This window comes from Dactylosporangium sp. CA-092794, from assembly GCF_050948465.1.
Classification (GTDB): Bacteria; Actinomycetota; Actinomycetes; order Mycobacteriales; family Micromonosporaceae; genus Dactylosporangium.
On record NZ_CP192044.1, the window covers coordinates 1,613,114 to 1,632,717 of the forward strand.

At 72.3% G+C, this 19,604-nt stretch carries 13 protein-coding genes and 1 riboswitch; of the genes, 7 read left to right on the forward strand and 6 right to left on the reverse strand.

Going from position 1 to position 19,604, the window contains the following annotated elements:
• Positions 1–40: 40 nt before the first annotated feature.
• Positions 41–4,795: a hypothetical protein gene (locus ACQPXD_RS07070; protein WP_432835977.1), complete on the forward strand. Its 4,755-nt coding sequence runs from the start codon at positions 41–43 to the stop codon at positions 4,793–4,795.
• A gap of 113 nt (positions 4,796–4,908) precedes the next feature.
• Here ACQPXD_RS07070 and glyA read toward each other — a convergent pair whose 3' ends face one another.
• Both glyA and ilvD read right to left on the reverse strand, forming a co-directional pair.
• Positions 4,909–6,171: a serine hydroxymethyltransferase gene (glyA, locus tag ACQPXD_RS07075; RefSeq protein ID WP_432835979.1), complete on the reverse strand. Its 1,263-nt coding sequence runs from the start codon at positions 6,169–6,171 to the stop codon at positions 4,909–4,911.
• A gap of 25 nt (positions 6,172–6,196) precedes the next feature.
• Positions 6,197–6,279: riboswitch (ZMP/ZTP riboswitch) on the reverse strand.
• Positions 6,280–6,355: 76 nt separating this feature from the next.
• Entirely contained in the window at positions 6,356–8,209 is a 1,854-nt protein-coding gene (ilvD, locus tag ACQPXD_RS07080; RefSeq protein ID WP_432835981.1) for a dihydroxy-acid dehydratase, read from the reverse strand.
• A gap of 218 nt (positions 8,210–8,427) precedes the next feature.
• Between ilvD and ACQPXD_RS07085 the strand changes: the two genes are divergently transcribed.
• From ACQPXD_RS07085 to ilvC, 3 genes are read left to right on the forward strand one after another with little or no spacing between them, the layout of a single operon-like run.
• A complete protein-coding gene (locus ACQPXD_RS07085) occupies positions 8,428–10,260 on the forward strand; it encodes an acetolactate synthase large subunit (protein WP_432835983.1) in 1,833 nt (610 codons plus the stop codon).
• Positions 10,261–10,276: 16 nt separating this feature from the next.
• Positions 10,277–10,795: an acetolactate synthase small subunit gene (ilvN, locus tag ACQPXD_RS07090; RefSeq protein WP_344613581.1), complete on the forward strand. Its 519-nt coding sequence runs from the start codon at positions 10,277–10,279 to the stop codon at positions 10,793–10,795.
• Positions 10,796–10,817: 22 nt separating this feature from the next.
• Complete coding sequence (ilvC, locus tag ACQPXD_RS07095) at positions 10,818–11,831, forward strand: ketol-acid reductoisomerase (RefSeq protein ID WP_432835985.1); 1,014 nt, start codon at positions 10,818–10,820, stop codon at positions 11,829–11,831.
• A 661-nt stretch (positions 11,832–12,492) separates the two neighbouring features.
• Here the strand turns inward: ilvC and ACQPXD_RS07100 are convergent.
• Both ACQPXD_RS07100 and ACQPXD_RS07105 read right to left on the reverse strand, forming a co-directional pair.
• A complete protein-coding gene (locus ACQPXD_RS07100) occupies positions 12,493–12,933 on the reverse strand; it encodes a TipAS antibiotic-recognition domain-containing protein (protein WP_432835987.1) in 441 nt (146 codons plus the stop codon).
• Between the two features lie 62 nt (positions 12,934–12,995).
• Entirely contained in the window at positions 12,996–13,208 is a 213-nt protein-coding gene (locus ACQPXD_RS07105; protein ID WP_432835989.1) for a hypothetical protein, read from the reverse strand.
• Between the two features lie 275 nt (positions 13,209–13,483).
• Here ACQPXD_RS07105 and serA point away from each other — a divergent pair, with 275 nt between their 5' ends.
• The 3 genes from serA to ACQPXD_RS07120 all read left to right on the forward strand — a co-directional run bounded on the left by serA (position 13,484) and on the right by ACQPXD_RS07120 (position 17,480).
• Positions 13,484–15,094: a phosphoglycerate dehydrogenase gene (gene serA / locus ACQPXD_RS07110; RefSeq protein ID WP_432835991.1), complete on the forward strand. Its 1,611-nt coding sequence runs from the start codon at positions 13,484–13,486 to the stop codon at positions 15,092–15,094.
• A gap of 128 nt (positions 15,095–15,222) precedes the next feature.
• Positions 15,223–16,251, forward strand: a complete 1,029-nt coding sequence (locus tag ACQPXD_RS07115; protein ID WP_432843691.1) for a 3-isopropylmalate dehydrogenase — start codon at positions 15,223–15,225, stop codon at positions 16,249–16,251.
• 131 nt (positions 16,252–16,382) lie between these two features.
• Entirely contained in the window at positions 16,383–17,480 is a 1,098-nt protein-coding gene (locus ACQPXD_RS07120; protein WP_432835993.1) for a branched-chain amino acid aminotransferase, read from the forward strand.
• A gap of 1,054 nt (positions 17,481–18,534) precedes the next feature.
• Here ACQPXD_RS07120 and ACQPXD_RS07125 read toward each other — a convergent pair.
• The gene (locus ACQPXD_RS07125; RefSeq protein ID WP_432835995.1) at positions 18,535–18,804 is read right to left on the reverse strand and encodes a hypothetical protein; all 270 of its coding nucleotides are present in this window, start codon (positions 18,802–18,804) and stop codon (positions 18,535–18,537) included.
• 177 nt (positions 18,805–18,981) lie between these two features.
• A complete protein-coding gene (locus ACQPXD_RS07130) occupies positions 18,982–19,512 on the reverse strand; it encodes a carboxymuconolactone decarboxylase family protein (protein ID WP_432835997.1) in 531 nt (176 codons plus the stop codon).
• Positions 19,513–19,604 lie beyond the last annotated feature (92 nt).

Sequence of the window (19,604 nt, forward strand, 5' to 3'; positions counted from 1 at the left end):
AGGCTAGGACTTGACCACCGCATTCCGCCGCGACGCGCCCGTGACGTGGGCCGACGGCGTCAAGAGCAGCAGGCGGGTCGGGGTGCGCCCGACCGGCATCGTGGCGGGAGTGTTGCTGTGCGTGGCGACCGTGGTCGCCCTCGCGGTGGCCGGCTGGGGCATCACGGCGCTGAGCGTCCTGTGGGGCGCGGTCGCGATCGCCGCCCTCGCCGGTGTGGTGGTGCTCACTCTGCGCGGGTTCCCCCTGTTCGCCATCCTCACCGTGATCGCGGGCGCGGTCGCGTGGGGCGCGGCCACGCGCGGGCGCCTGCCGGAGAGCTGGTTCGACATCTTCGGCGTGCTGAAGTTCCTCGGCATCAATCTCGCTTTTGTGGTACCGCTCGCCGGCGCCTTCCTGTCCGCCCTGCTGCTCGACGCGCGCCGGGTCTCCCGCCTGGCCATCGACGAGTCGGTGAGCGGCCGCCGCTGGTGGGGCAAGCCGGACGACCAGCTCCCGCGCCTCAAGGAGCTCGAGGCGATCCCCAGCGCCCGCTTCTTCGCCCTCGGCGAGGGCGGCTGCACCCACCTCGTCGCCGCCGGCCGCCGCGTCGCGCTGTTCCTGCCCACGGTGTGGCCGCACGGCGAGTTCACGATGGACGCCGCGGGTCAGGTGCTGCGCGGGGGCCGCCTGTTCGTGCCGGGCTCGGAAGACGTCGACGGCCTCGCCGCCGAGGTCCACACGTGGCGCGAGCAGCTGGCCGAGGTTGGCGGCTCGGTGCGCGGCTACCTCGTGGTCGCCCCCTCGCGCGGCGACGTGAGCGGGGACCTCGTCATCTCCGTCGCCCCCGGCGAGCACCTGCACCTGGTCCACGCCCACGAGATGGTCGAGGCCGCCGGCCGCTGGCTGGCCGCCGAGCCGTACCGCGTGGATCTGCACGTCATGGAGCGCCTGCTGATCATCGCGGCCGGCAACAAGCTGCCCGAGCCGCTGTCGCTCCCGCGCACCTTCGCCCGCGAGGCCTCCGCGCCGTCCGCCGGCCGCACGGCCTCACCGACCGACGCCGCCTTCGCGGCCGCGGCCGGCGAGGAAGCCCCACCGCCCCTCATCGGCGGCGCCGCGGACGCGTCCGCCCCCACCACCTGGCGCCCCGGCAGCGGCGCGATGAGAGCCCGCCTGGGCCGCCTGGCCCGCGGCGCTCAGACCCGCGGCGACGCCCTCGACCACGACACCTTGCCCGCCGACGCCTCGGCCGACGACCTCCTGCCCGGCGACGCCTCGGCCTACGACCTGCCCGCCGACGCCTCTGACTACGACTTCCCGCGCGGTAGCGCTTCCAACTACGACGCGCTGCGCGGCGGCGCTTCCGAGCGTGACTCGCTGCGCGGGGGCGGCTCCGACTACGACGCGTTGGGCGGCGGCGCGTCCGACCGCGGCTCCTTGCGCGGGGGCGGCTCCGATTACGACGCGCTGCGTGGCGGTGCTTCCGAGCGTGACTCGCTGCGCGGGGGCGGCTCCGATTACGACGCGTTGGGCGGCGGCGCCTCCGACCGCGGCTCCCTGCGCCGGGGCGCCGTCGGGCCGACCGGTTTTGCCCGCGATGATTTCGGCCGCGAAGACGCGCAGACCGGCACGCGCGGGCGCGGCGGCCTGGGAGCCGAGTCCTGGGAGCGCGGCGACTTCGGCACCACCTTCGGCGACGAGGCGGCAGGGGCGGCGCGCGGGCGCGGCGGCGCGGGTGGCGACGGGTGGTCTCGCGGCGATGCCGGCGCGGGCCTGGGTGGCGACGTGGCGGAAATTGCGCGCGGGCGCGGCGGCGCGGGTGGCGACGGGTGGTCTCGCGGCGACTTCGGTGCCGACCCGCTCGGTGACGCCTCCGTGCGCGAACGCTGGGCACGGGACGACCTTGGCGGCGACCCGCTCGGTGACGCCTCCGCGCGTGAACACCGGGCGCGCGATGACCTTGGTGGCGACCGGCCGGCCGACCTGGGCGCGGACCGGGGCGACCGCACCGACCCGCGGCGAGACCCGTTCCGACCTGATCAGCTGGGTGGCGACGATTCGCGTCGTGGTTCGGGGTCGCCGCGCGATACGAGTTCTGAGGCCCGCGCGGGCGCGGATCGCGGCCCCGATGCGTCCTGGGAGGCCCGGTCGACCCGGGAGCTGGTCGGGAACTGGGACAACGACTCGGCCAGCCGACTGGCGGCGTGGGCGGCGGAGGGCAGCGCCTCAGCCGACGCATCCTACGATGCGCCGGCCACCCGCGCGACCGCGCCCGGTCGCGGGCGCGGCGACGAGGATGCCGCGCCCGCCGCGTGGTCGCCGAGCACGGGCGACACCACGCGCGGACCCGCATGGCCGCCGGCTTCGGCCGACGACCCGCGCGAGGACGCGTGGACGCCCGGCGGCGGTAGTGCGCGCAACGATGCGTGGTCGCCGACGGCGAACGGCGGCTTGAGGGACGACTCTTGGGCGTCCGCGTCAGGCAGTGGTTCGCGCGCGGAGGCGTCGGCGTCCGGCGCTGCGGATGACGTCCCGGCGGAGCGGTTCCGGTGGAGCAGCGGGGCCGACGACTTTCCGGTGACCTATGAGGCGGGTACCTGGTCCGGTAGCGCCGGAACCGCGTCCGAGCAGCCGGCGGAATCGCGGAGGGACGGCTCTGCGTCCGGGCGGTCGGTGGAGTCGTGGCGGGACGGTGCCGGGTCCGAGCGGCAGGCGGAGTCGTGGGAGCGTTCGGCGTCCGAGCGGGCGGGAGAGTCGTGGCGGGGCGGTTCCGCGGCGGAACAGCCGGCGGCGGCGTCCTGGAGCGGGGGCTCGGCGTCCGAGCCTGCCGCCGCGTCGGCGGATAGGGCGTTCGAGCGGGGCGCGGGCGCGCGGGACGGCGCGTTCGGGCGTGTGGATCGGGCCGGCGGTGACGAATCGGTTGCCGGTGGTCAGCGGCGAGCGTCTGGGCGGCCGGACGCGGCGTCGATCGAGTGGCGTAGCGCGGGCGATACGGCGGCCGGGGCGGTTCAGGGGCGGCCGAGCGCGTTCTTCTCGGATGCGGGCGGCCGCGCGGGTGGTTCGACGGAGCCCGTGCTTGGGGCCGACCGGCCTGCGAGCGACCGGCCTGCGAGCGACCGGACGGCGAGCGACCGGACGGCGAGTGAGCGGACGGCGAGTGAGCGGACGGCGAGTGAGCGGCTAGCGGGTGAGCGGCTAGCGGGTGAGCGGCTAGCGGGTGAGCGGGGCGCGCGGGAGCGGGGCTCTGCGGAGCGGGGTGCGGGGGAGCGGCCCTCGTGGGGTGGGAGCCTGTTCGACGGAGAGGCGCACGAGCTTGTGGCCAAGCCGCTGGAGTTGCGGCGGTCCTGGGAATCGGATCCGGCGGCGCGGTCGATTCGGCGGCGGGATCGGGCGCAGGAGGCGCCGGCGGATGCGCGCGGGAGCGTGGGTGAGGCTGGATCGGGCGTTGCCGGTCCGGATGGTGCTGGCGGTGGTCGTGACGACGCTTGGCCGAGCGCGCCGGAGGTGCGGGAGCAAGGGCGCACGGAGGCGTGGCCCCGGGTGCCGGCCGGCGACGGGTCGCTGGGGCGGGGCGAGCGGCGCGGGTCGTCCGGGGCCGGCACTGACGCCGGCTTGATTGCGGGCGCGGCCGCCGGGCCGGGGCGTGCGGATGCGGGTGCTGGGTCGGGGCGTCCGGACGCGGGTGCCGAGTGGGGACGTGCCGAGGCGGGTGCTGGGTCGGGGCGCGAGGACGCGTGGGCGGGGTCGTCGGAGGCGGCTGGGCGGGCGGCGAACTTGCCGGCGCAGGGCGCGGTTGACGAGGAGCCGTGGTGGGATGCGCCTGGACCGGCCTCGGGCAAGGCGGCGCCGGTCGAGGAGGTTGCGAAGCCGAAGCGGTCCCGGTGGGGGCGGAACAAGGGCGCTGGGAGCGACTCGGGCAAGCGTGGTAGCGGCGATGTCGGGGCGGGTGCGGAGCCGGCGGGGCAGGGTGGCGCTGCCGGCTGGGCCACCGAGCCGACCAGCCGGTGGGACCGGTCGGCGGAAAGACCGGGCGCCGGAGCGGCCCGCGCGGAAGCCGAGCAGTCGAGTGGTCGGGTGGGCCGCGAAGCGGAGTGGTCGGGCGGCGGGGTCGCCCGCGCGGAAGCGGAGCAGTCGAGTGGTCGGGCGGCCCGCGAGGCGGAGTGGTCGGGCGCCGGGGCTGCCCGCGCGGAAGCGGAGCGGTCGAGTGCTGGGGCGGGCCGTGAAGCGGAGTGGTCGAGTGGTGGGGCGGCGGCCCGCGAGGCGGAGTGGTCGGGCGCCGGGGCTGCCCGCGCGGAAGCGGAGCGGTCGAGTGCTGGGGCGGGCCGTGAAGCGGAGTGGTCGGGTGGCGGGGCGGCGGGCCGCGACGCGGAGAGGTTGGGCGGCGGGGTGGCGCGCGCGGAAGCGGAGCGGCGCTGGGACGCGGGGGCGGGGCGGGGCACGCTGCCTGGTCAGGGCGGGCAAGCGGGTCCGGGCGGGCAGTCGGGTCCGGGCGGGCAGTCGGGTCCGGGCGTGGAGGCGGAGGACGGAGCGGGGCGGAGTGGTGGCTGGGGGGACGGTGGGCGCGAATCGCGGTGGGAGCGGGCTCAGGCCAGCCGGGACGCCGTGCCGCAGCGGCCCGCGTGGGGTGGTGAGCCTGTTGCGGGGCCGGACCAGGAGCCGGAGGTCCGGGACCGGCGCAGCAATAGTGAGCCGGAGCGGATTCCCGAGCAGCGCAAGCATGATGCGGGGGCGTTCGACGATCTCGCGCCGCTTGAGCTGAATCTGGATGAGGAGCCCAAGGCTGAGCGGTCGCGGCGGTTCCTCCGGCGCAAGTGACCAGGGGAAACCGCGCGGAAGAGAGAACAGCAGAGACCAAAGAAACGCCGGAAAGTAGGGACCAACGGAAAGGGCGCCCGCTGTGGCGGGCGCCCTTTGTCGGAACGGCGAGGCTAGCGCCAGCCGGCCATCGGGTACGACGAGAGTAGTTCGCGGACCTCGCCGGCGATGGTGTCCAGGGACGGTTCGTCGTCCTTGAGGGCGGCGTCGACGGCGCGGGAGATCCAGTCGGCTACCTGGGGCATCTGGGCCTCGGTGAGGCCGCGGGTGGTGAGGGCGGGGGTGCCCAGGCGGACGCCGGACGGGTCGAAGGGCTTGCGGGTGTCGTACGGCACCGTGTTGTAGTTGGTCTCGATGCCGGCGCGGTCGAGGGCCTTCGCGGCCGGCTTGCCGCCGATGCCCTTGCCGGTCAGGTCCAGCAGGATCAGGTGGTTGTCGGTGCCGCCCGAGACCAGGTCGAAGCCGCGGTCGATGAGGGCGGCGGCCAGGGCCTTGGCGTTGGCGACGATCTGGTGGGCGTATGCCTTGAACTGCGGCGTCGACGCCTCGCCCAGGGCCACCGCGATGCCCGCCGTGGTGTGGTTGTGCGGGCCGCCCTGCAAACCGGGGAACACCGCCTTGTCGACGGCCTTGGCGTGCCGCTCGTCGGACATGAGCATCGCGCCGCGGGGGCCGCGCAAGGTCTTGTGCGTCGTGGTCGAGATGACCTCGGCGTGGCCGACCGGGGACGGGTGGGCGCCGCCGGCGATCAGGCCGGCGATGTGGGCGATGTCGGCGACCAGGACGGCGTCGACCTCGCGGGCGATCTCGGCGAAGCGCGGGAAGTCGATGGTGCGCGGGATGGCGGTGCCGCCGGAGAAGATGAGCTTCGGGCGCTCCCGCAGGGCGATGTCGCGGACCTCGTCGAAGTCGATCCGGCCGTCCTCGCGGCGGACGGTGTACTGCACGGCGCGGAACCACGCGCCGGTGGCCGAGACGTTCCAGCCGTGGGTGAGGTGGCCGCCCATCGGCAGCGCCATGCCCATGACGGTGTCGCCCGGCTTGGCCAGGGCCATGTACACGGCCAGGTTGGCCGGCGAACCCGAATACGGCTGGACGTTGGCGTGCTCGACGCCGAACACCGACTTGGCCCGGGCGACCGCCAGCTCCTCGATCGGGTCGATGAACCGCTGGCCCTCGTAGTACCGCTTGCCGGCGTAGCCCTCGGAGTACTTGTTGGTCAGGACCGTGCCGGTCGCTTCGAGCACGGCCTGGGAGACGTAGTTCTCCGAGGCGATCATCCGCAGCGTGTCGTGCTGCCGCTCGGCCTCGCCCTCGATCAGGGCGGCCAGCTGCGGGTCGGCCTCGGTGAGTGCGGTCAGGGCTGGGACGTGCATGCGCTTCCTCCTGGCAGATGCCACGATCGGGCACCCAGGCGCGCGGTGCCGGATTCCTTGGGAGCTCCCCGGTGGTCGGTTCCACCTTGTGTGCGCCAGTCGCAGATGACGCCGCCGATGGTAGTGGAACCGGGCGGCTGGTAGTGGAACCGGCCACCGGAAATGGCATTGTCGAACGGGTCGGTTACGGCACCAGGCGGTACGCCCCGTCGCTGGCGGAGGTGGCCATCGACGCGTAGGCGCGCAGCGCGGCCGAGACCGGGCGGTCGCGGTCGGCCGGGGTGTACGGGTGGTCGCGCTTCTCCTGGGCGATCCGCCGGGCGGCGAGCTGCTCCTCGGGCACCCGCAGCTCGAGCGAGCGGGCCGGGATGTCGATCTCGATCGGGTCGCCGTCCTCGACCAGGGCGATCAGGCCGCCGCCGGCCGCCTCCGGGCTGATGTGGCCGATGGAGAGTCCCGAAGTACCCCCGGAGAAACGGCCATCGGTGATCAGGGCGCAGGCGCGACCCAGGCCGCGGCCCTTGAGGAACGAGGTCGGATACAGCATCTCCTGCATGCCCGGCCCGCCCTTCGGGCCCTCGTAGCGGATGACCACGACGTCGCCGGGGACGACCTGCTTGGCCAGGATGCCGTCGACGGCGGCCTCCTGCGACTCGAACACCCGGGCGGGGCCCGCGAAGCGCAGGTTCTCCTCGGGCACGCCGGCGGTCTTCACGACGCAGCCGTCGGGCGCGAGGTTGCCGAACAGGATCGCGAGGCCGCCGTCGGCGGTGTACGCGTGCTCGACGCTGCGGATGCATCCCTCCGCGCCGTCCGTGTCCAGCGAGCTCCACCGGTTGGTCGTGGAGAACGGCTCGGTCGTGCGGACTCCGCCCGGCGCCGCGTGGAACAGGTCGATCGCCTCCGGCGAGGCCTTACCGCCGCGAATATCCCAATTGTCCAGCCACTCGCCCAGCGTCGGACTGTGCACGGAATACACCGACTCGTTCAACAGGCCCCCGCGCGACAGTTCACCCATGATCGCAGGAATGCCACCGGCGCGGTGGACGTCCTCCATGTGGTACTTCTGCGTGTTCGGCGCGACCTTGGCCACGCACGGCACGCGGCGGGAGATCGCGTCGATGTCGGCGACCGTGAAGTCCAGCTCGGCCTCGCGGGCGGCGGCCAGCAGGTGCAGCACGGTGTTGGTCGACCCGCCCATGGCGACGTCGAGCGCGACGGCATTCTCGAACGCGGGGCGCGACGCGATGGCCCGGGGCAGGACCGAGGCGTCGTCGCCGTCGTAGTAGCGCTTGGCGAGCTCCACGACCAGCGAGCCGGCCCGGGAGAACAGCTCCCGGCGGGCGGCGTGGGTGGCCAGCGTCGAGCCGTTGCCGGGCAGCGCGAGGCCGATCGCCTCGGTCAGGCAGTTCATGGAGTTGGCGGTGAACATCCCGGAGCACGAGCCGCACGTCGGGCAGGCGGAGCGCTCGATCTGGCCGAGCTGCTCGTCGCTGACGGCCTCGTTGGCGGAGGCGATCATCGCGTCGATGAGGTCGAGCTTGGCGTCCTGGCCGTGCACCACGCCCTCGATCGCGACCGTCTTGCCGGCCTCCATGGGGCCGCCGGAGACGAACACGGTGGGGATGTTGAGGCGCAGCGCGGCGAGCAGCATGCCGGGCGTGATCTTGTCGCAGTTGGAGATGCACACCAGGGCGTCGGCGCAGTGGGCCTGCACCATGTACTCGACGGCGTCGGCGATGAGCTCGCGACTGGGCAGCGAGTAGAGCATCCCGCCGTGGCCCATGGCGATGCCGTCGTCGACGGCGATGGTGTTGAACTCCTTCGCGACCCCTCCGGCCTCGGCAACCGCGTCGGCGACGATCATGCCGAGGTTGCGGAGGTGGACGTGGCCCGGCACGAACTGCGTGAAACTGTTGGCGATGGCGACAATCGGCTTGCCGAAGTCGGAGTCGGTCATGCCGGTGGCGCGCCACAGGGCGCGGGCGCCGGCCATGTTGCGACCAGAAGTAGAGGTCTTGGACCGCAGCTCGGGCATACCTGTCAGCATGCCACGGTCCGCATGATGGGATCGGTTGACTCAGGCGATGAGATGCGTCAGAGTGGGCTCATGTCGTCCAGGTCGCTCCGAGTACTTATCATCTAGCGCGCCGACGCCCCGCCGTCAGCGCGCTAGCCCCTCGTGCCCCGCACGTGGGGTTTTTTCATGTCCGGAGCTGGAGACCTAGACACCTTCGAGGGAAAGTGCGTACTGCGATGACGAGACCCACGCCAGAAGTCCTCGCCCACCGAGCGCATCCGACGCCGCCGGCGGCCGACAAGAAGCCTCAGTCCACCCAGGCGGAGCAGCTCACCGGGGCGCAGGTACTCGTCCGCTCGCTCGAGGCGCTCGGCGCCGACGTCGTCTTCGGCATTCCCGGCGGGGCGATCCTGCCCGCCTACGACCCGCTGTTCGACTCGCAGGCCGTCCGGCACATCCTGGTCCGTCACGAGCAGGGCGCCGGGCACGCGGCCACCGGCTACGCCCAGGCCACCGGCAAGGTCGGGGTGTGCATGGCCACCTCCGGCCCGGGCGCGACGAACCTGGTCACCCCGATCGCCGACGCCTACATGGACTCGGTCGCCGTCGTCGCGATCACCGGCCAGGTCGCCTCGCAGTACATCGGCACGGACGCCTTCCAGGAGGCCGACATCGCCGGCATCACGCTGCCGATCACCAAGCACAACTACCTGGTCAAGTCCGGCGAGGAGCTGCCCCGGGTGCTCGCCGAGGCGTTCCACCTGGCCGGCAGCGGCCGGCCCGGCCCGGTCCTGGTCGACATCCCCAAGGACGTGCTGCAGAAGCCGACGACGTTCAAGTGGCCGCCGGTGCTGGAGCTGCCCGGCTACCACCCGACGCTGCACCCGCACGGCAAGCAGATCCGCGAGGCGGCCCGGCTGATCGCCGCCGCCAAGCGGCCCGTGCTCTACGTCGGTGGCGGCGTGATCAAGGCGCAGGCCTCGGAGGTGCTGCTCAAGCTCGCCGAGCTGACCGGCGCCCCGGTCGTGACCACGCTGATGGCCCGCGGCGCGTTCCCCGACTCGCACCCGCAGCACCTGGGCATGCCCGGCATGCACGGCGCGGTCGGCGCCGTCTACGCGCTGCAGAAGTCGGACCTGCTCATCGCGCTCGGCGCCCGCTTCGACGACCGGGTCACCGGGGAGCTGTCCACGTTCGCGCCGAACGCGCACGTCATCCACGCCGACATCGACCCGGCCGAGATCGGCAAGAACCGCACCGCCGACGTGCCGATCGTCGGCGACGCCAAGCACGTCATCGAGGAGCTGATCGCCGCGGTGACGGCCGAGCACGCGGCCGGGCACCGGCCCGCGCTCACGGACTGGTGGACGTCGCTGGACGACATCCGCGGGCGGTACCCGCTGGGTTATGAGGAACCGGCCGACGGGACCCTTTCCCCGCAGTACGTCATCGAGCGGATCGGCCAGATCGTCGGGCCCGACGCCATCTACACCGCCGGCGTCGGCCAGCACCAGATGTGGGCCGCCCAGTTCATCAAGTACGAGCATCCGGCCACCTGGCTGAACTCGGGCGGGCTGGGCACCATGGGCTACGCGGTCCCGGCCGCGATGGGCGCCAAGGTCGGCATGCCGCACAAGACGGTCTGGGCGATCGACGGCGACGGCTGCTTCCAGATGACCAACCAGGAGCTGGCCACCTGCGCGCTGGAGGGCATCCCGATCAAGGTCGCCGTCATCAACAACGGCAACCTGGGCATGGTCCGGCAGTGGCAGACGTTGTTCTACGACCAGCGGTACTCCAACACGGAGCTCGGCACCCACAAGCACCGCATCCCCGACTTCGTGAAGCTCGCCGACGCGCTGGGCTGTGTCGGGCTGCGCTGCGAGAGCCGGCGCGACGTCGACGCGACGATCGAGGCCGCGATGAAGGTCACCGACCAGCCGGTCGTGGTCGACTTCGTGGTCGGCAAGGATGCGATGGTGTGGCCGATGGTCCCCGCCGGCACGAGCAACGACGAGATCTTGTTTGCGCGGGGCGTCCGCCCCGCGTTCGACCAGGACGACGTGTAGGAGACGACGACCGATCATGGCCAAGCACACCCTCTCCGTCCTGGTGGAGAACAAACCCGGCATACTGGCTAGGGTCGCCGGGCTGTTCGCCCGGCGCGGCTTCAACATCGACTCCCTGGCCGTCGGCGAGACCGAGCACCCCGAGGTCTCCCGGATGACGATCGTGGTCAACGCGGACGAATCGCCGCTGGAACAGGTCACCAAGCAGCTCAACAAGCTCGTGCAGGTCCTGAAGATCGTCGAACTCGACACCACCGCCAGCGTCCAGCGCGAGCTGCTGCTGGTGAAGGTGCGCGCGGAACGCCCGGTGCGCTCACAGGTCCTGGAGACCGTGAACCTGTTCCGGGCCCGCGTGGTCGACGTGGCCGCCGACGCCCTCACCATCGAGGCCACCGGCACGTCGGAAAAGCTGGACGCGCTGCTTCGTGACCTGGAGCCGTTCGGTATTAAGGAAATGGTCCAGTCCGGAGTCGTGGCCATCGGCCGCGGCTCGCGCTCCATCACGACCGGCCCGGCGCTCCGCGCCGCCTCTTGAAAACGTTGAAAGGAACTGACTGATGCCCGCCGAGGTGTTCTACGACGATGACGCCGACCTGTCGGTGATCCAGGCCCGCAAGGTGGCGGTGCTCGGGTACGGCAGCCAGGGGCACGCGCACGCGCTGAGCCTGCGCGACTCCGGCGTCGACGTGCGCGTCGGCCTGCCCGAGGGATCCAAGAGCCGCGCCAAGGCCGAGGAGCAGGGCCTGCGCGTCCTCACCCCGGCCGAGGCGAGCGCCGAGGCGGACGTGATCATGATCCTCGCGCCCGACACCGCGCAGCGCTCCCTCTACGCCGACCACGTCGCGCCCAACCTGACCGCCGGCAAGGCGATCTTCTTCGGCCACGGCCTGAACATTCGCTTCGGCCTGATCACGCCGCCGGCCGACGTGGACGTGGCGATGGTCGCCCCCAAGGGCCCCGGCCACCTGGTCCGCCGCCAGTTCGTCGACGGCAAGGGCGTGCCCTGCCTGGTCGCGGTGGAGCAGGACGCCACCGGCAACGCGCTGCAGCTGGCGCTGGCCTACGCGGCCGGCATCGGCGGCACCCGCGCCGGCGTGATCAAGACGACCTTCAAGGAGGAGACCGAGACCGACCTGTTCGGCGAGCAGGCCGTCCTGTGCGGCGGCGCGTCCGCGCTGGTCCAGACCGGTTTCGAGGTGCTCACCGAGGCGGGCTACGCCCCGGAGATCGCCTACTTCGAGTGCCTGCACGAGCTCAAGCTGATCGTGGACCTGATGTACGAGGGTGGCATCGCCCGGATGCGCTACAGCGTCTCCGACACGGCGGAGTACGGCGACTACACCCGCGGCCCGCGCGTCATCGACGCCCGGGTCAAGGAGGAGATGCAGCGCATCCTGGGCGAGATCCAGTCGGGCGAGTTCGCCCGCGAGCTGATCGCCGAGGACGACGCCGGCCGCCCGAACTTCACCAAGTACCGCGAGCAGGGCGCCAACCACCCGATCGAGGAGACCGGGCGGAAGCTGCGGGCTATGATGAGCTGGGTCGACCGGCCGATCACGGAAACCGCCTGATAAGCAACTCTTCGCTCCGGTCCGTGCAACTCGCGACCGTTGCTCCCGTCAGACACCACTCGGGCCTGGCGGCCCTCCCTGCCAGGCCCGCGGTGCCAAGAGCGACCCGAAAAGTCGGGCGCTCCGCGCCACGACTTTTCGGACTTATACCCCGGCGGCCGGCATATCCGCTGAAGTCACCATAAGACTGCTCGTGGGCCGGTCGTAAGTCTCCGTGATCATGCGCTGATCGCTGTCGACACCACGGTTTTTCATGATCGTGGAGACTTTTGGTACTCATAGGTACGTTTTGTCTCCGCGATCACGAAAAAGTCGGTGAACGGCGGCGGGTCGCGCATGATCGCGGAGAGTTGTGGTCGGGCGCCGATCGGTGCGGAGCGCGCCGCGGTTTGACCGGCCCCGGCATGGTGCCCGGCTGGGCTTGCGGTGCAGAGCGCGCCGGGGTCTGGCCGGCGTCGGCATGGTGCTCGGCTGGGGTTGCGGTGCGGGGTGCGCTGGGGTTGGCCGGCGCCGGCGTCGTGCTCGGTGGGGTTGTCGGTGTCGGGTGCGCGGTGGGGGCTTGGCACCGCGGGCCTGGCAGGGTCCGGCCGCCCGTTCAGGGCAGGCCGGGCCCGGTGTCTGGCGGGAGCGACGGTCTGGAAGTGACGCGGCCCGAGCCCGTCTATGGCTTGTTCTGCTGGCGGTCGGCGTTGGCGTGGATGGCGTCGCGGACGTACCGGGCCAGGCCCGGGTGTTCGGCGTCGTAGCCGGCGGTGAACCGCGGGTCGGTGACATACAGCTCGCCCAGGCCACGGTGCATCTCCGCCGGGCAGTCGTAGAACCACCGGCCGATGTGCCGCCGGTGCGCCTCGGCGAGGTCCATGGCGCGCGGGTCGCCGGCCGGCACCCCGCTGTCGAATGCCGCCGTGAACGCCGCGACGTTCGCCGCCGCCTCGGCCTTGATCGCCGCCCAGTCCTGCTTGGTGTGGTTCGCGGTCCGGTGGGCAGACTGCCGGTACGCCTCGGTGTCGCCCCACCGTTCGCGCGCCTCCTCGGCGTGCGCGCCGGGGTCGAAGTCCCCGAAGAGTTCCCATTTGTCCTCGGGGGTCAGGTTCGTCGTCATGCCCTCAAGCCTGGAGTCTCCAGCCGCTGGAGAGTCAAGGCCTGAGGGCGCGACGACGGGCATCAGGACCGGACGTATTCGCTGGCGTCGCCGTCGTAGTCCTTGTCGGCGTCGTCGTAGTTCTGGTCGGCGTCGTAGTGCGCGAAGTCGTGGACCCGCTCCTCGATGGCCTCGATCTGCTCGTGGATCCTGTCCTCGATCGACTCGAAGCCGTGGCCCTCGTTGACGTGCGGCTCGTAGCCGGGCTCGTGGCCGCCGTCGTAGTACTCGCTCATCGTGCTCTCCTCGCCGGGAAGGTGTCGCTGACGCCCGGGGACACGGCCCGTGCGGCGCGGCGGGTTCAGGACCGGCGGGTCAGGAGTGCGACACCCGGACGAGGGGCTGTGATCGCGGTCACGTCTTCGCGGCCTGCGGGGCACTGGAGCTGCGGGCCTACCATCGCGTGAAGAGGCCGACCGCCCGGCTTCCTTCGCCGTTTCCCCTGCGTTGGCGGGCAATGCCGCGCGCCCCGCAGCCGACGCCAACCGCAGCCTGGAAGTCGAGGACGCCGATGACCCTCCCTCCCGACCGCCCGGTGGTGCTCATCGCCGAGGAGCTGGCCCCGTCCGCTCTCGAGGTGCTCGCCGACGACTACGAGGTCCGCCACATCGACGGCACCGACCGGCCCGCGCTGCTCGCCGCGCTCGCCGACGCCAGCGCCGTGATCGTGCGCAGCGCCACCCAGATCGACGCCGAGGCGGTCGCCGCGGCGCCCCGGCTGAAGGTCGTCGCCCGCGCGGGCGTCGGCCTCGACAACGTCGACGTAACGTCCGCCACGGCCCGCGGCGTCATGGTGGTCAACGCACCCACCTCCAACATCGTCTCCGCCGCCGAGCAGGCCGTCGCCCTGCTGCTCGCGGTCGCCCGCAACACCGCCGCCGCGTCCGCCGCGCTCAAGGCGGGGGAGTGGAAGCGGTCGAAATACACCGGCGTCGAGCTGTCCGGCAAGGTCGTCGGCGTGATCGGGCTGGGCCGCATCGGTGTGCTGTTCGCCCAGCGCATGTCCGCTTTCGGGGTACGGCTGGTGGCCTACGACCCCTACATCCAGCCGGCGCGGGCCGCCGCGCTCGGAGTACGCCTGCTGGGTCTTGACGAACTGCTGCGGGAGAGCGACTTCATCTCGATCCATCTGCCCAAGACGCCCGAGACCATGGGACTCATCGGCGTGCGCGAGCTCGCGCTGGTCAAGCCCGGCATCCGGATCATCAACGCGGCCCGCGGCGGCCTGATCGACGAGCAGGCCCTCGCCGACGCGATCGCCGACGGGCGGGTCGCCGGCGCCGGCATCGACGTGTTCGCGAAGGAGCCGTGCGTCGCCTCGCCGCTGTTCGCGTTCGACAGCGTGGTCGCCACGCCGCACCTGGGCGCCTCGACGGTGGAGGCGCAGGACAAGGCCGGCCTCGCCGTGGCGCGCAGCGTCAAGCTGGCCCTCGACGGCGAGTTCGTCCCCGACGCGGTCAACGTGCAGGTCGGCGGCGTCGTCGCGGAGGAGGTCCGGCCGCTGCTGCCGCTGGCCGAGCGGCTCGGCGCCGTGTTCACCGCGGTCGCCGGCGGCGTCGCCTCGGCGGTGACCGTCGAGGTGCACGGCGAGGTGGCCAAGCACGACGTGTCGGTGCTCAAGCTGGCCGCGACCAAGGGTCTCTTCGGCGGCGTGGTGGCCGAGCAGGTCACCTACGTCAACGCCCCGCACCTGGCCGCCGACCGGGGCGTCGAGGTGGCCCTCGCGGTTTTCACCGACTCCACCGACCAGCCGGACCTGGTGACCGTGCGTGGAGCGCTGCCGGACGGGCGGGTAACCTCGGTGTCCGGCACGTATGTCGCCGGCCCGCGCGAGGCGCTGAAGCTCACCGAGATCGACGGCTTCAGTCTTGAGCTCGCGGCCGAGGGCGTGCTGCTGTTCTTCCGCTACGCCGACCGCCCCGGCGTGGTGGGCACGGTGGGGTCGATACTGGGCTCGGCGGGGGTCAACATCGCCGCGATGCAGGTCGCCCGGCGCGAGGCCGGCGGGGAGGCGCTCATGACGCTGACCGTCGACACCGCCGTGGAGGCCGACCTGCTCGGCGAGGCCCAGCAGGCCATCGGCGCGACCGCGGCGAGCACGGCGGACCTGTCCGCCGTCTAGGGACTTTCCTCACCGGAGGGCGGGGAGCGTGGCGGCGCTCCCCGCCCTCATTCTCATGTACTGGGACGCGCGTCCACGAGTTAGGACAGCGGCGTACCGTGGAGCGGTCGAGCGGAGAGGGGCCAATGGTGGCGAAGATCGCGGTTGTGGCCGGTGACGGCATCGGTACCGAGGTGGTGACGCAGGCGCTGAAGGTCCTGCGCGTCGTGCTTCCCGGCGTCGAGACGACCGACTATGACCTGGGCGCCGCCCGGTACAACCGCACCGGCGAGGTCCTGCCCGGCAGCGTGCTGGAGGAGTTGCGCGGCCACGACGCGATCCTCCTCGGCGCGGTCGGCGACCCGAGCGTCCCGCCGGGCGTGCTGGAGCGCGGCCTGCTGCTGAAGCTGCGGTTCGACTTCGATCAGTATGTCAACCTGCGCCCGTCGCGGCTGTGGCCCGGCACCACCAGCCCGCTCGCCGGCGTCAAGCCCGGCGAGATCGACCTCGTCGTCGTCCGCGAGGGCACCGAGGGCCTCTACGTGGGCGCCGGCGGAAACCTGCACCCCGGCACCGCCGCCGAGGTCGCCACCGAGGAGAGCCTCAACACCCGCCACGGCGTCGAGCGGGTCATCCGCGACGCGTTCGCCCGGGCCGGCCGCCGCCCCCGCCGCAAGGTGACGCTGGTCCACAAGACCAACGTCCTGACCCACGCCGGCGGCCTGTGGGCGCGCACCTTCAACGAGGTCAAGGCCGAGTTCGCCGACATCGAGACCGAGTATCAGCACGTCGACGCCGCCGCCATGTTCCTGGTGAGCAACCCCCAGCGCTACGACGTCATCGTCACCGACAACCTCTTCGGCGACATCCTCACCGACATCGCCGCCGCCGTCACCGGCGGCATCGGCCTGGCCGCCAGCGGCTCGATCAACCCGGAGCGGACGTTCCCGTCCATGTTCGAGCCGGTCCACGGCTCGGCGCCGGACATCGCGGGCAAGGGCGTCGCCGACCCGTCGGCCGCCGTGCTCTCCGCCGCGCTGCTGCTGGAGCACCTCGGCCACCCCGAGGCCGCGGCGCGGGTGTCGGACGCGGTCGGCGCCGAGGTGGCCACGCGGACCGCCGGCTCGCCGCTGTCCACCGAGGCGATCGGCGACCGCCTCGCCGCCGCCGTCGCCTGACCCTCTGACCGCAGCCCGGCGCGCCATTCGTCCGGCGCCGCGCGCGGTAGCTGCGGTTGAACGTCCGTTCGGGTAAGTTGCAGGCACGGCGCGCCGCATCGGTGTGCCCGCGCAACCAAGTGGAGGCATGCATGAGCGGCGGTGAAACGCTCGATTTCGAGATCCGTCCGAATCCGCAGCCCGTAGCCGCCGTGGAGCGGTCGGCGCTGATGACCAACCCCGGCTTCGGCCGGATCTTCACCGACCACATGGTCACCATCCGCTACGCCGACGGCAAGGGTTGGTACGACGCCCGCGTGGAGGCGCGCGCGCCGATCCCCATGGACCCGGCGACCGCGGTCCTGCACTACGCGCAGGAGATCTTCGAGGGCCTCAAGGCGTACCGTTCGGCCGGCGGCGGCGTCACCATGTTCCGCCCCGACGCCAACGCCGCCCGCTTCCGCGCCTCCGCCCAGCGCCTGGCCATGGCCGAGCTGCCGGAGAAGATGTTCCTCGACGCGCTCGACGCGCTCATCCGCACCGACCGCGACTGGGTCCCCGACGACCCGGAGGGCAGCCTCTACCTGCGCCCGTTCCAGTACGCGAGCGAGGTTTTCCTGGGCGTCAAGCCGTCCTCGGAGTACCTCTTCGTGATCATCGCCTCGCCCGTCGGCAGCTACTTCAAGGGCGGCGTCCAGCCGGTCAGCGTCTGGGTCTCCCGCGACTACAGCCGCGCCGCCCCCGGCGGCACCGGCGCCGCCAAGTGCGGCGGCAACTACGCCGCCAGCCTGGTGGCCCAGGCCGAGGCCATGGAGCACGGCTGCGACCAGGTCGTCTTCCTCGACGCGGCGGAGCAGCGCTACGTCGAGGAGCTCGGCGGCATGAACGTCTTCTACGTCTTCGACGACGGCTCGATCGCCACGCCCCCGCTGGGCGGCACGATCCTGCCCGGCATCACCCGCGAGTCGGTCCTGCGCCTGGCCGCCGACCGCGGCCACGAGGTCCGCGAGGAGCAGTATTCCTACGACCAGTGGCGCGCCGACGCCGCCAGCGGCCGCCTCCGCGAGGCCTTCGCCTGCGGCACCGCCGCCGTGATCACCCCGATCGGCACCATCCGCGACACCGCCGGCGAGTTCACCATCGCCGACGGCAAGGCGGGCGAGGTGACGATGGGGCTGCGCGAGCAGCTGGTCTCCATCCAGCGCGGCACGGCCCCCGACCCTTACGGCTGGGTCCGCCGGGTCCTGTAGCACCCACCGGCCCTCGGGGTCAGGGCCGTCAGCCACCGGCCGCGCGTCGGGGCCAGGGCCGTCAGCCGCAGGGCCACGGCCGTCAGCCGCGGGGCTCGTGGACCGGATGCCACGGCCGGCAGCCGCGGGGCGGCGCGTCGGGGTCACGGGCGGCGCTGGGGGAGGCGGTCGGTGGTCGCTGGTGGCGCGTTGGGCCGCAGTCGATTGGCGTCGGGCTGGTCGGCAGCTGCCGACGGCGTCCGGGGCTGCGGCTGGAAGTCACGCGGCCTCCGGGTATGGGGCGGGCAGCCGCAGTCACTTCGGCTTGGGCTACGGCCGGCACCGCTGCGGCTGTGGCCGTGGCCCGGGTGGCGTCCTGCGACCAAAAGTCTCCGTGATCATGCGCTATTCGCCGTTGGGGGGCGGGTTTTTCATGATCGCGGAGAGAAAACGTACACATGGGTACAAAATGTCTCCGTGATCATGAAAAACCCGTGATTCGGGATGGTTTCGCGCATGATCACGGAGACTTTTGGTGTAACTATTCAGGTCCTCCGAACGGAGGAGGGCGTGCTGGTCAAAGCCTTGCACTGGCGCTAGTCGGACACTCCACAGTGGACGACAAACCTACTCAATGCGGGAGATAGCGGTTGGCCATCTCCCCGATTCGCGAATTCCGACCGCCGCGTAGGTGCAGGTCAGCGAGATGGGCGGGGTACCTGAATAGTTACCTTTTGGTCGCTCCGGCGCCACGGGATGCGCCGCGCCTCGGGGCGCGCCGCGGGTCGGGGCGCGCCGCGGGTCGGGGCGCGCCGCGGGTCGGGGCGCGCCGCGGGTCGGGGCGCGGTGGGGCGGGACGCGCCGCGCGGTGGGCCGGGGGCGCGGTGGGCCGGGGCGGCGCCTGCGGTGCGGTGGGGCGGGGGCGCGGTGGGGCGGGGCGCGCGGTGAGGCGGGCGCGGTGAGGGGCGGCGAGGCGCCGCGGGGCGCGAGGCCGTGAGGGCGCGTGGTGTCGCCCTTCGCGGGCCGCGGCACATGGCATTTCCGACATTTCCGATTTATCGGAAATGTCCGATGACTACGCCGGCCAGCGGCCCAGGTTTGAGTTGCGGCCTGAGCCGGGGCGGAGCGGGCGCGGCGGCGGGCGGTCGTAGGCCAGGAGTAACGCCTCCTCCGCCAGGCGCGCGTCCGGGCAGGGCCAGAACGCCTTGCACTCGCAGAAGTTGTCCGTCCGCGGCCGGTGTGCCTGGTGCAACGCCCGCGCCACCCGCCACAGCAGCGGGTCCGCGCAGCCCGGCGGCGGATCGACCGGTGGCTCGCCCGGCTCCTGCGGCTCTCCGTCGATCATCTTGCCCCCAAGGTCAGGCCCGACGTGCAGAGCACACACGGTAGCCGCCCCAACCGGGCGATCGCAGACACGCTGTGCGCAACTTGCACAGGCGAGGTACCTCGGCAGGTAAAAGGTCCGGAAATGCGTACGGGTGCCGGAGCCGCCACTCCGACACCCGTACAAGAGGAAAGCTCTTTAGTCGAGAGCCGCCTCTACATCGAGGGTTACCGCCAACGCGTAAACCACCGCGGCGACGCGCAACACCTCGTCGATCACTTCGCGGGACACCCCTGCACCACGAAGTGATCTTTCGTGCGATTCCAGGCACACCCCGCACCCGGTGATCGCGGATACTGCCACTGACCACGCCTCGATGTCGGCCGGGCCGACGCCGGGCGTGGAGGTCACCTGGCGGCGCAGACGCGCGGGCAGGTGCTGATACGCCTCGTCACCGATGAGGTGCTTGGCGCGGAAGTACACATTGTGGATCGCCATCCGCGACGCCACCGCCTTGGCGGCCTCGGCCGCCTCCGGCTTGAGGTGGTCGCCGGCCTCGGCGGCGATGTTGCGGATCACGATGGGGCTGCGGGTCGTCATCGCGCACGCCAGCGCGGCGCCCCACAGCATCTGCTCGTCCAGCAGGTCGCCCGTGAACACCGAGTCGAGGTTCAGCTCGAGGTCCCGCGCGTAGGGCGGAAGGGCCGCCTTCAGCGTCGCGATGGACATCGAACTACACCTCCTTCACCAACGGTGATCAGAGCTCGCCGGGCGGCGCTCTCTTGACTGGCTCCAACCTTGCCGTGTCCGCGTTACAGGGA